This is a genomic window from Sulfodiicoccus acidiphilus, from assembly GCF_003967175.1.
In the GTDB taxonomy this organism is placed as follows: Archaea; Thermoproteota; Thermoprotei_A; order Sulfolobales; family Sulfolobaceae; genus Sulfodiicoccus; species Sulfodiicoccus acidiphilus.
On record NZ_AP018553.1, the window covers coordinates 1,905,728 to 1,918,986 of the forward strand.

General features: G+C 56.3%; 10 protein-coding genes and 2 pseudogenes. 6 read left to right on the forward strand and 6 right to left on the reverse strand.

The features are described from left to right. Positions 1–8: 8 nt before the first annotated feature. Positions 9–629 (forward strand): pyroglutamyl-peptidase I, encoded by a 621-nt coding sequence (locus HS1genome_RS09620; RefSeq protein WP_126450796.1) that lies wholly within the window; start codon positions 9–11, stop codon positions 627–629. Here the strand turns inward: HS1genome_RS09620 and HS1genome_RS09625 are convergent. From HS1genome_RS09625 to HS1genome_RS09650, 6 genes are read right to left on the reverse strand one after another with little or no spacing between them, the layout of a single operon-like run. Continuing rightward, positions 610–771: a hypothetical protein gene (locus HS1genome_RS09625; protein WP_232018756.1), complete on the reverse strand. Its 162-nt coding sequence runs from the start codon at positions 769–771 to the stop codon at positions 610–612. The two genes, HS1genome_RS09620 and HS1genome_RS09625, sit on opposite strands and share 20 nt — an antisense overlap. Continuing rightward, positions 747–1,529: an ABC transporter ATP-binding protein gene (locus HS1genome_RS09630; RefSeq protein WP_158613787.1), complete on the reverse strand. Its 783-nt coding sequence runs from the start codon at positions 1,527–1,529 to the stop codon at positions 747–749. The genes HS1genome_RS09625 and HS1genome_RS09630 overlap by 25 nt, the downstream gene beginning before the upstream one ends. After that, entirely contained in the window at positions 1,526–2,470 is a 945-nt protein-coding gene (locus HS1genome_RS09635; protein WP_126450802.1) for an ABC transporter ATP-binding protein, read from the reverse strand. The genes HS1genome_RS09630 and HS1genome_RS09635 overlap by 4 nt, the downstream gene beginning before the upstream one ends. Then, entirely contained in the window at positions 2,470–3,321 is an 852-nt protein-coding gene (locus HS1genome_RS09640) for an ABC transporter permease (protein WP_126450803.1), read from the reverse strand. Before HS1genome_RS09640 ends, HS1genome_RS09635 begins: the two co-directional genes overlap by 1 nt. Then, entirely contained in the window at positions 3,321–4,295 is a 975-nt protein-coding gene (locus tag HS1genome_RS09645) for an ABC transporter permease (protein ID WP_126450805.1), read from the reverse strand. The genes HS1genome_RS09640 and HS1genome_RS09645 overlap by 1 nt, the downstream gene beginning before the upstream one ends. 6 nt (positions 4,296–4,301) lie before the next feature. Beyond that, positions 4,302–5,978 carry an ABC transporter substrate-binding protein gene (locus HS1genome_RS09650; RefSeq protein WP_158613788.1) on the reverse strand — a complete coding sequence of 559 codons (1,677 nt, stop codon included), beginning with the start codon at positions 5,976–5,978 and terminating at the stop codon, positions 4,302–4,304. 346 nt (positions 5,979–6,324) lie between these two features. Between HS1genome_RS09650 and HS1genome_RS09655 the strand changes: the two are divergent. From HS1genome_RS09655 to HS1genome_RS09675, 5 genes and pseudogenes are all read left to right on the forward strand, one after another. After that, positions 6,325–8,267: pseudogene (locus HS1genome_RS09655) on the forward strand (hydantoinase/oxoprolinase family protein). Between the two features lie 4 nt (positions 8,268–8,271). Further along, positions 8,272–9,798 (forward strand): hydantoinase B/oxoprolinase family protein, encoded by a 1,527-nt coding sequence (locus tag HS1genome_RS09660; RefSeq protein WP_126450809.1) that lies wholly within the window; start codon positions 8,272–8,274, stop codon positions 9,796–9,798. Positions 9,799–9,920: 122 nt separating this feature from the next. Then, positions 9,921–11,096 carry an amidohydrolase family protein gene (locus tag HS1genome_RS09665; RefSeq protein WP_126450811.1) on the forward strand — a complete coding sequence of 392 codons (1,176 nt, stop codon included), beginning with the start codon at positions 9,921–9,923 and terminating at the stop codon, positions 11,094–11,096. Between the two features lie 387 nt (positions 11,097–11,483). Further along, a complete protein-coding gene (locus tag HS1genome_RS09670) occupies positions 11,484–12,125 on the forward strand; it encodes a hypothetical protein (protein ID WP_126450812.1) in 642 nt (213 codons plus the stop codon). A 533-nt stretch (positions 12,126–12,658) separates the two neighbouring features. Then, a pseudogene (locus tag HS1genome_RS09675) lies at positions 12,659–13,233 on the forward strand (IS607 family transposase). Positions 13,234–13,259: the final 26 nt, after the last annotated feature.

Here is a 13,259-nt window from a genome sequence, read left to right on the forward strand (position 1 = left end):
CACAGCTCGTGATAGTCGTATTCGGTTTCGAGGAGTTCCAGGAGTACAGGGAGAACCCAGCTAGGTTGGTGGCGGAATCCCTGGACGGAAGAGAGGTGGGAGGCCACAGGATCAAGGGTGTAGTCCTCCCAGTGCAGTACGACAGAGTCCCGGGGCTCATATCTGCTGAGCTACGGGCAACGAGACCTGCCCTGGCCCTCGGAGTGGGGGTGGCACCGGGAAGGGCGAAGATCACGCCAGAGAAGGTGGCGATAAACTACAAGTTCTCCAGGGAACCGGACAACGCGGGACTGGTAGCTAAGGGAGAGAGGATAGACGACGGTCCAGATGGGCTGTTCGCCGACATCCCGGTTGAGGACTTGGTGGATCACCTGAACTCCGTTGGGATCCCGGCGGAGTTGAGCCTGTCGGCCGGAAGTTACCTCTGCAACACAGCCATGTACGTCATACTCAGGGAAGTTAGGATGTATGGGGGTCTGGGCGGTTTCATTCACGTGCCTTGTCACGAGAAGTGTGCGGCCTCGATCTCCAGGCCCATTCCATCCATGAGCTTGGAGACCATAGTCAAGGGTGTGAGGGAGTCGATAGAGTTCGTCCTAGCGAGGGCGATCACGCCAAGAAGCACCTGACCTTCTCTCCATCCACTTCCCTCACCTGCGGATCCTCTGTCTTGCACTTGTCGACTCTGATTGGGCACCTGGAGTAAAACGGACATCCCCTACCATCACCCAAGTCGTCTGACCTGGCTAGGAGCCTGATCTCCCCCTCCAATCTCGGCACAGCAGATATGAGGGTCTGTGTGTATGGGTGGAGGGGGACTTGAGGACCTTCCTAGTGGGACCTTCCTCCACCACCCTCCCCCTGTACATCACTATCACCCTATCGGAGATTAACGGAGCCACGCTGAAGTCGTGTGTCACAGTTATCAGGTTCATCCTATACTTGGAGGAGAGGTCCAGGAAGAGCTTCAGCACCTCCGCCTTCAAGGAGGCGTCTATCATAGTCGTGGGCTCGTCGGCTATAAGCACTTTTGGCCTGTATATCACCGCCCTCGCGATGGCGACCCTCTGCCTCTGGCCTCCCGAGAGCTGCGTGGGGTACTTCGACCCGAAGAGCTCGGGTGGGACTAGCTTTACCTCCCTCAGGGCCGAGTAGACGGCCTCCCTTATCGAGTCGGGTCTCTCTCCCCTCACACTAAGTGGGAAGCCCACTATGTCGAAGACCTTCTTCGCCGGGTTCAGGGACTCGTATGGGTCCTGGAACACTACTGAGAACTTCCTCCTCGTCTCGACGTCCATCCTCGTGGACTTGTCCAACACCTTCCTTCCCTCGAAGTGGACTTCTCCCGCGTCAGGCACCTCCAGCCCCATCAACAACCTGGCCAGAGTCGTCTTCCCGGAGCCCGACTCCCCCACGACCGCCAGCCTCTCCCCCTCCTCGAGTGAGAACGAAACGTCGTCGAGGGCCCTCACAAGGGTTTTCCCCCTCCTGAACGTCTTACTCAGAGACCTGGCCTCTAGGAGCTTCAACTCTCCCCACCCCTCACGAAGCACCTGACTTCAACCTTACCTTTCTCCCTCCTTGAGGGGAACTCCCTGTAGCACCTGTCCACTGCGTCAGGGCACCTGCTCAGGAAGGGACATCCCCCGGTGACCTCCCTCTTGACGTCCTCAAGCTCTAGCCTACCCTCCTCCAGCCCCCTGAGGGTCTTGATGAGCCTCTCGGTGTACGGGTGCGCCGGCCTCGACAGCACCTCCCGCAGAGGGCCCTGCTCCATATCCGTCCCACCGTACATCACCATGACCCTGTCGCAAAGGGACGCCACAAGTCCTACGTCGTGTGTTATGAAGAGCAGGGTGAGCCCCCTCTCCTTTACCACCTTCCTTATGAGGAGGAGTATTTCGGCCTGGGTCACCACGTCCAAGGCCGTGGTGGGTTCGTCAGCCAAGAGGAGCTCGGGCTCCAGCAGGAGTGACGCCGCTATCACCACCCTCTGCTTCATGCCACCTGAGAGTTCGTGAGGGTACATGTCCATCACCGAGGGGGCCAAGTTCACCGTGCTTAAGGTCTCTATGGCCCTGTTCACTGCCTCTTCCTTCCTAGCCCCCCTGTTGTGATAAGTGTAAAGCTCCACCAACTGGTTCCCGACCTTCCTAACTGGGTCTAAGGCGTTCTGGGACGCCTGAAAGATCATGGACATCCTCCTCCACCTTATCCTCCTGAGCTCCTCCTTCCCTAGGCTCAGTAAGCTCACTCCGTCGAAGACCACGTCCCCCCTCTTAACCCTGGCCTCCTTGGGGAGGAGTCCCATCAGCGTCATGGCCAGAGTCGTCTTCCCGGAGCCCGACTCCCCCACGACCGCCAGGGACTCGCCCTTCTCCACTGAGAAACTCAGGTCCCTCACCGCCTCCACTTCCCTCCCGTCGCTTACGTACGCGACCGTGAGCTCCCTCACGTCGAGTAGTGGCATCACCTCACCTCCAGTCCTAGGATCTCCTCTATCCTCAGGAAGAGGAGAGAGAAGGCGAAGGCCACCGTCAGGATCCCCAGCCCCGGAGGGACGACCCACCACCACTCCCCGCTCGCTATTGCCCCAGACTGCTCAGCGTAGTACAACATGTTACCCCACCCAGGTTGAGTGGGGACGCCGAGTCCCAAGAACGAAATGGCCGTCTGGAAGAGTATGGCGAATATTATCACCAGGACGCTGTTGGAGATGATAAGGTTCACCACGTTTGGAAGTACCTCCCCGAACATAACCCTCCCGTCTGACGCTCCCAGGGCCTTGGCGCTGAGCACGAACCCCCTCTCCTTCAGACTTATCACCTGTGAGGCGACCACCCTGGCCGGGAAAGGCCAGGAAATGAGGGTGAGGACCAGGACCTGATTGAGGAGGCTTGGCCCGAGGTAGACTCCTAGGAGTATGATCAGGGGAAGCGACGGTATGATCAGGAACACGTCAGTTATCAGGGTCAGGAGCCTGCCCAACTTCTCGGAGTAGTACCCAGCTGGAACTCCTATTAGCACGACTAGAAGGGAGGTGAAGACGCCTGTCAGGACCCCCACCTCTACGGGGACTAGTCCACCAGCGAGGAACTGACTGAACACGTCCTGGCCTAGGCTCGTGGTCCCCAGCAGGTGGGCGTGGGAGGGAGGCTGGTTCGGTGCCCCCACTCCCACCGCCAACGGAGGGTACTTGGTGAGGAGTGGCCTAAGGAAGGGCAGCACGGTGAAGGCTAGTATTATGCCGACTCCAGCTCCTCCCTTAGGGTCCGCCACCACCCTCTTCACTAGGCCTCCGTACCTCGAGCCGACCTCCATTACCTCCTCACCCGCGGATCTAGGACACCGTAGAGTAAGTCCACGATCAGCAATGCGACTAACGTCGTTACCGTGAGCACGAAGAACGCTCCCTGGAGGGTAGGGTAGTCCCTGGCGAGCACCGCCTGGTACACGAGTAACCCCATTCCAGGGTAGGAGAAGACCGTCTCCACCAACACCGCCCCACTAACTATGTAACCCATCTGGATTCCTATGTTGGTTAACATGGGAAGCGAAGCGTTCCTCAGGACGTGTCCGTAGAGGATCCTCCGGTCGTCGTAACCGAACGCCCTCATTGTAGTTACGTAGTCCTCCTTCAAGGTGCTCAGGGTAGACGCCCTCATAATCAGGAGGTTCCCTCCCACTAGGTAGGCCATCAACGTCACGATGGGAAGGAAGGAGTGGTAGAGGAGGCTCTGCACGAAGGCCGGTACCCCGCCTCCTGACACCAGGAGTGAGGTGGAGAAGTAACCTGAAGTGGGGAAGACCTTCAGCGTCACTCCGAACAATATGAGCAAAACGAGGCCGAGCCAGAAGGTGGGAGTGGACCTCAGGACGAGGGAGGAGAACACCGAGGCCGAGTCCACCTTCCCCCTGTGCCAGGCGGCCAAGAGGCCTAGGGCCATTCCCAAGAGGGCCGCCAATACAGTGGCGGTACCGGTTAGGAAGAGCGTCCACGGGAGTCTCTGGGCTATTAGGGTCGACACTGGAGTGGGGTAGTAAAGGAAGGATATGCCGAAGTTACCCGTGAAGACGCCCCTGAGGTAGAGCAGGAACTGCACGTAAAGTGGCTTAGTTAACCCGAACTGCTCGAGTATCTGACGCTGCGCCTGAGGTGACATGAGGGGGTTGACGAACCTTGATACCGGGTTACCTGGCATCAACCTGGGAATGAGGAAATTGAGCACGAGGAGAATCACAAAGGAGTAGAGGAAAAATGTGAGCCTCTTAACTACGTAGCTCCTCCACGCCACCTTCCATCATCCTGTGGGGGTCATACTGAGGAAGTTGGTGTAGTACCAGAGTCCGTACCTCGGGACTCCCTGCCAGTTACTGTATCCCTGTACTGCCCATATGTCCTGCCCGTAGGCCAACATTATCCACGGGACCTGCTGGTTCACCGCGTACTGTATCTGGTCGACGTATGTCCTCTCCGTGGCGAGTGAGGGTGAGTATATTGCCTGGTTTATGAGGTTGTCCACCGTGGAGTTCTTGAAGACGGCGAAGTTCAATCCGTTTGGTCCAGTCTCGTTGGAATCGAAGGAGGGTTCCAGGAAGAGCATTGGATCGAAGTAGAGCCTCCACGATCCCAGGGTCATTTGGTAATTGTGGGTGCCTATCACTGTGGACTCCCAGGTCGTGGGGTCCACTGCCTGCACGTTCACCGTAATACCTATCTGTCCTAACTCCTGCTGTATGATGGTCGCCATCTCTATCCAAGGTGCCTCGTTGGGGATGAGGAGGTTGAAGGCGAGTTGCTCTCCCTGCGAATTGACCCACTTTCCACTGGAGTTAGTGAAGCCCGCCTTCTCGAGGAGCTGCACTGCGGTAGATGGACTGTAAGTGTAGTTGGGCACGTCAGGGTTGTACCAGTAGGATAGGGCCGGGGATATCACCGAGTTAGCCACCTGCCCCTGTCCCAGGAAGGCCAGGTCAAGTATGGCGGTCTTGTTGATGGCGTAAGCTACGGCCTGCCTGACGAGCGTGTTGTTGAACGGGAAGGTCTGTGTGTTCATCGAGATGTAGTATATCATGGTGCTTGGAGTGGTAACTATGTGAATCGATGGGTAGGCCGACAACGCCGACAGGCTCGTGCCCTCTGGGAGCTCCAGCATGTTGAGGCTACCAGACTCAAGGGCCGCCAGCGCTGAGTCGACCGAGCTGAATATCTTTATCACGAGGTACTTGAAGTGTGGCTCGCCCAGGAAGTAGTGGGGGTTAGCCTTCAACACTATGTCCACTCCCGGTGTCCTGGAGACGAACTCGAACGGACCATCGCCTATGAGGTTGGATTGATTGAATGGGTTAGTTATGTTCTGCCATATGTGTTGGGGTATTATCATCCCTAGGTCTGCCAGGTCCAGTAGGAACCCTGCGTCTGGGTGCACCAGCGTCACCTGTACCGTGTAGTTGTTTATGGCAGTCGCGTTCTCTATTAGGGCCGCCAGGGTCGCGTAGTAAGGGAAGTGGTACTTCTTCCAGTAGTTGAACGTGAAGACGACGTCCTTGGCCGTCACTGGGACGCCGTCCTGCCACGTGGCGTTGTGGTAAAGGTAGAACGTGTAGACCTGACCGTTGTCGGAGACAGTCCAGCTCTGAGCCAGGCCGGGAGCGGGTAGACCAGAGGCGTTCACTTCAACGAGGGTGTTGAAGATCAGTTGCAGTACGTCCAAGTCAGATATGGTGAACCAGTTGACCGGACTCAGAGAAGTCACGTCCTCGAAGAAGCCTGTGGTCAGTGTAGCGTTTGAGGTGGTTGTTGTGGTCACTGAGGTGGTGTTAGTCACCCTCGTGGTGTTAGATGGAGGAGAGGTGGAAGGGACCGTGGGCTTGCTGTGGTTGGTAGTTAAAAGAACCCCAGCCACAGCTGCTACCACGACCACGATTACCACCACCGCAACTATGACCGATTTACCAATTCCTTTCCTACTCTTCACAATTACGGCTAGGTTCCTAGTCTAGTAATAAGCTTTGTCCTGTAATTTCTTGAAAATCGTCCATTTGCTGTTGCCTTACGGCGAAAACTGTTTCTGAAACCCGAGAGGGGCCTAAGGAGATGAGAAAGAACTATCATCGAATTCTACACTCTCCCATTGAGTATTGTTTAAACAGGCGTCTGGGCGAGTTCGGACGAGACTAGACGTTTTCAGGTTCACCCCAGGTAACACGGCCTATTGAGTTGGGATGGGGGGCTCTTTACGACACAGACTTATCTCCACAATCGAGTCTCCCCGTGTCCCTCTTGTAATTAGCTTATAAGGGAAGGTAGAGGGACTACTGCCTGTGATAGTTGCCGTAGATGTGGGAGGGACGTTTACTGACGTGGTGGCCGTGGACGAGTCAGGAAACCTCACGGTTTACAAGGGCCCCACGACTCCCCGTAATCCAGAGGAGGGAGTAATGAGGGGCCTCAGGAGGTTCGAGAAGGTGAGCTCGGTACTTCACGCCACCACCATCGCCACTAACGCCTTGTTGGGGCAGGTGGGACTGGAGTTACCCAAGGTGGCCCTCCTCACCACCAAGGGGTTCAGGGACGTGATAGAGATAGGGAGACAGAACAGGCCAGACCTGTACGACCTGAAGTTCAGGAAGCCGACCCCCATCGTCCCGAGGGACATGAGGTTCGAATTGGACGAGAGGACGGACGCGGACGGACGAGTCTTGGTGCCAGTCCTGGACGACGAGGTGGAGAAGGTGTTGAAGAAGGCCAAAGAGGCGGGAGCGACGTCGGTGGCCGTCTGCTTCCTCCACTCGTACATCAACTCCACCAACGAGGAGAAGGTGGTCAAAGTCGCGAGGAAGTACTTCACCTACGTCTCCGCATCCCACGAGATCTCGCCGGAACCTAGGGAGTACGAGAGGACGTCCACGACCGTGATCAACGCTGCACTTCAACCCATTGTAAGCAGGTATGTCGAGGGGCTCGAGAAGGGCCTGAGGGAGGTGGGGTCGCCGAGGCTCTTCATAATGGCCAGCTCAGGGGGACTCGTAGACTCCACCGAGGCCAGCGAAAGGCCGGTGCAGGTGATAGAGTCCGGTCCAGCGGCAGGAGTGGTGGGAGTGTCGGTATTAGCTAGAACCATGGGCGAACGGAACGCGTTGAGCTTTGACATGGGGGAACTACTGCCAAGGCGGGCACCGTCGTCAACTTCGAGGTCGAAACAACGCAGGAGTACGAGGTGGGAGGGAGGACCCATCACGGTAGGGTGGTAAAGGGTTCGGGCTACCCGATCCGGTTCCCCTTCGTGGACTTGGCTGAGGTGTCTGCAGGCGGAGGGACTGTGATTTGGAGGGACGATGCCAGTGCGTTAAGGGTGGGCCCCTTGAGTACAGGCGCAGATCCCGGGCCTGCCTGTTACGGAAAGGGAGGTACTTCACCCACCCTCACTGACGGGTCTCTAGTTATGGGGTGGGTGCCAGAACAACTTGCCGAGGGATTGAAACTCAGGAAGGACCTGGCGGTGAGCGCCCTGAGGACTCTGGGAGAGGAAGTAGAGGTGGCCTTTCAGGCCTCTGAACTCGCGTCGTTAGAGATGGCAAGGGCCATGAGACTAGTCACTGTAGAGAGGGGACTCGATCCCTCGTCCTTCACCCTCTTCGCCTTCGGTGGGGCTGGACCGCAGTACGCCCTGAGGTTGGCTGAGGAGATGGAAGTGAGAAAGGTGGTTGTGCCACCCCACCCAGGACTGTTCAGCGCCTTGGGCGTCATGTCGGCCGACAGGAGGTTGGAGTCCGCCGCCTCTTATCCTCGAGACTTGGAGTCGGCCTACAGGAAACTGGAGGGACTCCTACGTTCTAGGTTCCCAGAGGCCTCTAAGTTCCTCAGGTACGCTGACGTTCGATACGAGGGACAGGGTTGGGAGCTCACAGTTCCAGTAGAGGACGTCTCCAAGGTAAGGGAGGTCTTCGAAGAGAGGCACCTTAAGACATACGGCTTCACTCTCCAGAGGGAGGTGGAAGTGGTGACGGTGAGGGTGTTCGCAGTGGCCCCGGGCCTAAGGGTTTCAACCAGGGCCCCCGTCCTTGACAGGGAACCTTCGGTCAAGGAGAGGGAGGTCTTCTTGGACGGTTGGACTAAAGCGTCGGTGTACAGGAGGGAGGAATTGCCAGAGGGTTTCGAGGTGAAGGGGCCAGCTGTAGTGGAAGAATATTCGTCGACTACTGTGGTGAGGAGAGGGTGGAGGCTCACAGTACACCAGACTGGAGCGTTGGTGATGGAGAGGTGAGCACATGAGCTGGGAGCTGATTCATAAGTCAACAGTGTACGTGGCGGAAGAGATGGGAGTCGCTCTGAAGAGGAGCGCCCTCTCCCCCAACATAAGGGAGAGGATGGACCACAGTTGCGCGATCGTCGACGTACAAGGCAGGATAGTCGCGCAGGCGGAACACATACCCGTCCACCTAGGATCCTTCAAGGTTGGTGTGAGAAACCTCCTCACCTACATCGAGAAGGAGGGGGTGGAACTGGAGCAAGGAGACGCGGTGATCTTCAACGATCCCTACATCTCGGGGACGCACCTGAACGATGTGGGTCTCCTCACTCCGATATTTGCCCCGTCTCTGGTGGGCTACGCCGTCAACAAGGCCCACCACGTGGACGTGGGAGGTCCCGTGCCGGGAAGTATAAACCCGAACGCCACCACCCTCTACGAAGAGGGATTCGTCATACCGCCACTGAAGCTGATGAGGAGGGGACAGCCAGCGAGGGAGGTGTTCAAGATGATAGAAGAGAACTTCAAGGTTCCCTCGATCTCCCTCGGGGATCTCAACGCCCAGGTGGCGGCCAACAGGTTGGGGGCCTCGAGGATTAGACAGGCCGTGGAGAAGTACGGAGTTGAGAGGGTGACCCAGGGGTGGGAGTCCTCCATAAATTACGCCAGGGAACTAGTGAGGAGGAGACTTCTGTCTCTACCAAGGGGGACCTACGACGCCGAGGACTACCTAGAGTGGAAACACGGCCTCCTGAAGTTGAAGGTTTCTCTGGAGGTGGGCGAAAAAGTTAGGGCCGACTTCGAGGGGACAGATCCACAGATCGAGGGTCCCCTCAATGCTGTCCCTGGGGTAACTTACTCCGCCGTCTCCTTCGCGGTGAGGTGTGTTGTGGGTGAGGTGCCTACCAACGAAGGCTTCTACAGTTCTGTGGAAGTCAAGGCCCCCCACGGGTCTCTCGTGAACCCGTACAAGCCAGCTGCGGTAGGTGGAGGTAACGTCGAAACCTCCCAGAGGGTGGCTGACGTCACGTTCCTGGCCCTTTCGAGAGCGTCACGGGAAGTACCTGCAGCGGCCCACGGGACCATGATGAACGTAATGATGGGTGGCACGTTAAACGGTAAGTACTGGTCGTACTACGAGACCATAGGTGGAGGGAGCGGGGCAAGGCCTGATGGGGACGGGGAGAGCGCCGTCCACGTGAACATGAGCAACACTCTCAACACCCCCATAGAGGTGGCCGAGAGACAGTTCCCACTTTTCTTCACTAGGTACGAGGTGAGGAGAGGAAGCGGAGGGACGGGAAAATATAGGGGAGGAGACGGTATAATTAGAGCCTTCAGGGTGAAGGCCCCCACCACCCTCTCCTTGTTGGCCGACAGGTTCCAAGTGGGACCTTGGGGACTGGCTGGGGGATCTCCGGGGAAGCCGGGAAAGGCCACAGTAGGAGGTAAGGAGATGCCAAGCAAGTTTACCGTAAAACTGGAGCAGGGGGAGGAGGTGGTCCTTGAGACTCCTGGTGGAGGAGGGTACGGAACTCCGAGTTGAGCTCTGCCCTGAATTCGGACCCACGACATCAGATAGCCGAGATCTGTCGTAGAGTTCCGCAACAACTGACCCTCTCTCGCCGCTAGACCTCGATTTTTATTCTGAGCCTCGAGTAGCTACACGTGTTCACAATATCTAACGTCAAGCTGAGGGGAAGACGAGGAACTTTCAAGGTGTGGATAGAGGGGGACAAAGTGAGGAGGATAGAGGAGAGCTCGGAGAATGGAGACCTAGATGGCGAGGGGAAGCTCCTCACCGAGTCGTTTGTCGTCCCCCACCTCCACCTAGACAAGGTGGAGACGGGCCCTGAAGTCCCAGAGGGGGTCTCCCTTTACCGAACCGAGGGAGACAGTAGGTCCGCGATAGAACGAGCAGCGAAGGTCAAGGTCGACTACGACGAGGAATCCGTGGCACTTCGAGCCTCGAGGACCTTGCTTCAATGTGTTAAGTGGGGAGTAACGGACGTGAGGGCCTTCGCCGACGTGGATCCTGTCGCAGAGTTACGTGGACTGCTGGGACTGATCAGGGCGAGGGACTCGCTGAGAGGAATTCTCAACGTCCAGGTGGTAGCTTTCCCACAACAAGGAATCCTCAGAGAGGAGGGGACGGAGGACCTCCTCTACGAGGCCCTGAAGCGGGGTGCAGACGTGGTAGGAGGTATACCTTGGATTGAGAGAAGTCAAAGGGAAATGGAGGAACACGTCAGGATAGTGTTGGACTTGGCGGAGAAGAGCGGCAAACCGGTGGCCCTGCTAGTGGACGATGCCCCAGATCCGAAGTTGAACACGTTGGAGATCCTAGCTAGGGAAGTCCTAACCAGGGGATGGAAGGGTGGTGTGGAGGCCTGCCACGCTAGGGCACTCTCCCTTTACGATCCCGATAGGAGGCGCAAGGTACTTGAGTTGACCAAGGAGGCAGGAATATCCCTAGTCGCTAATCCGCACACAGGTAACCTCAACTTACCGGTGAGGGAGGCCCTATCTCTAGGGATTAACGTTTCCCTGGGACAGGACGACTGTAACGATGCCTACTACCCATTCGGTAGGTGCAACATGGCGGAGGTGGCGTTCCTCGCGGCCCACCTGCTCGACATGATGAACGATAGGGACATGGAGAACTTATTCGACATGATCACTTGGAGGGCCGCGAGGACTATCGGCCTAGAGAGAACTCTCAGACCTGGCTCCCAGGCTAGCCTAGTCCTACTCAAGAGGGAGAACGTTAGGGAGGCCCTGCGACACCACGACGGTGCCTCCCTCGTCTTTAACGAGGGCAGGATAACCTACGACTCGACCTAAGCCCCATTGCGCTAAGACAGACGCCAAGGAAGCTCCTTCAGCGTTCTGGACTTCGCGTATCTCCACTCCGTTGGGTACTCCAATCTGACGTAGTCGGAGGGGAGCCCGTCGATGAAGGTAGGACGTGTAGGACGATCCTGCGAAGCTTGTTTAAGCAGAGTGAGCTGCATTTCAGTGTCACCAAGTTGTACTTTTACATTCGTGCTCTTAAGTCTTTCCGCGTTAATGAAGTAGGACTCCAAGGTGGGGTCGGGGGCGAATATACTTCAGTTTACGACGATATCTCAGTTTTGTGACTCGGCGAGCACGACGATTTCCTCCCGTCCTTTAAGAGAAGTAGTTGGACGCGACGGAAAGGATTATTTCCATATGCTCCACACGTCTCTCGTGAGAGTGGACGCTCACCAACACGTCGGGATGAGGGGAATTTCGTGGAGGGAGCAGCCGTTCGACCTAATACTGCTCAACCCCTCCTACAAGTACGGCTGCAACTGCTGTGTAGACGGCTTCTACCAACAGTACCTATGGAGTAAAGGGAGAGCGAGGTACAGACAGCTAGGGGTGTTCAATCCCAGATGCCGGGTGTCGCTGGATGTAGAGTTCAGTAGACAACTGGAGAAGGGAATAGTGGGGATGGTCCTCACACCCACCAATCACGGTTACCGAGTGTGGGAGGCCCTGCCCGTAGTGAGGGTGGTGGAAAGGGCCCGGTTACCCCTATTCCTCAGCGTTAGGGGCCTCACTACTGACGACGTGTTGTTCCTCCTAGACGGACTCGACGTCCCACTCGTACTCTTCCACCACGACAACGGGATAGACCTCACTGGGCTCTCTAAGTTCACTAACGTTTACTTCGATACCGCCGACCTCAAAGAGGAAACGCTGGAACGGCTTCCGAGGGGGAAGGTGATACCTGGGTCTTGCTACCCGTACCTACCAGACGCCAACGCGGCACGGAAGTTCAGCTGGGCCTCCAAGAACCTACTCGACCTCATCCAAGTTGAAGGACCGAGAGGAACGTCTTCTTGAGGTTCCAGCTCTACAGTTTGACTTTTTGAGCTGTTGCACGTAGAAAGGAACGACCTGTGGCGTCGAGGGGTTAGCGAGAAGGGCGATCAGGTGGCCGACCAGAGGCCGTGTGGGCGGACGGTAAGTCGGTGTATCCCCTCTAATTTACTCACTCCACGACGATACATTCCCCTCTCGGTGTCGAGTTACTTTAACCCTGACTTCTAGCACACGAAATACCTAGGAGGTGGACATACATGACTTGGAGTCGTACACGGGAGGGTCGGCCGGGGACTCCGAGGGCTTGATACCGAGGTCCGCGGAACGATCTGGGATGGTTTCCGAATCCTCCCCTAGGCCTCAAGCGTGTGGTTTAGAACAGGGTAGAGGTGCGTTTAGCACTTCTCGGCCTACTGATGGCCCCTCATCCCTCTAGCTCGAGGGTTGTAACTGTCGTAACCTTCGATCCCAGATCTTCTTGGACTAGAACGCCGTTGTCAACAGTTTTCAATATACCGTAAAGTTTATATTATTTCATCATAAACTCTTATACAATGCTAAGACCTAAGGAAGTCTGCCAACGCCTAGGGATATCCTATGCGACACTTAGAGAATACGTTAAGAAGGGTTACATTAAACCAGTCTAGAGACTGGAAAGTGGAGGTTCAGAGAGGAGGACGTAGAGAAGTTGATGGGGATTGTAAGAAAGAGGAAGATCCTTTACGCCAGGATATCATCGAACACACGAAGAGACGACCTGGTAAACCAAGTGAAATATTTACAAGAGCAAGTAAAGGACTACGACCAAGTGATAACGGACGTAGGTTCCGGGTTAAACGCGAAGAGGAAGGGATTCCTAAAGCTGTTGAGGATGATACTGAACAACGAGGTGTCGAAAGTAGTTATTGCATACTCGGACAGACTTGTGAGGTTCGGTTTCGAAATAGTTGAGGAGGTCTGTAAAGCACGCAACTGCGAGCTCGTGGTGTTGAACAACGAGGACGAAACACCAGAACAGGAACTAATCGAGGACTTGATCTCTATACTAGTATCGTTCGGCGGGAAGCTATACGGAATGAGGAGTCATAAGTACGAGAAGGTGAAGGAGTGCGTCGAAGAGCTCAATTAAATCATTCCAACAAGAAGAAGAATACA

What these genes read in the sequence shown, in the direction of transcription:
- HS1genome_RS09635 (WP_126450802.1), bottom strand. Translation starts at nt 2,470, where the DNA reads ATGCCACTACTCGACGTGAGGGAGCTCACGGTCGCGTACGTAAGCGAC.
- HS1genome_RS09640 (WP_126450803.1), bottom strand. Translation starts at nt 3,321, where the DNA reads ATGGAGGTCGGCTCGAGGTACGGAGGCCTAGTGAAGAGGGTGGTGGCG.
- HS1genome_RS09660 (WP_126450809.1), top strand. Translation starts at nt 8,272, where the DNA reads ATGAGCTGGGAGCTGATTCATAAGTCAACAGTGTACGTGGCGGAAGAG.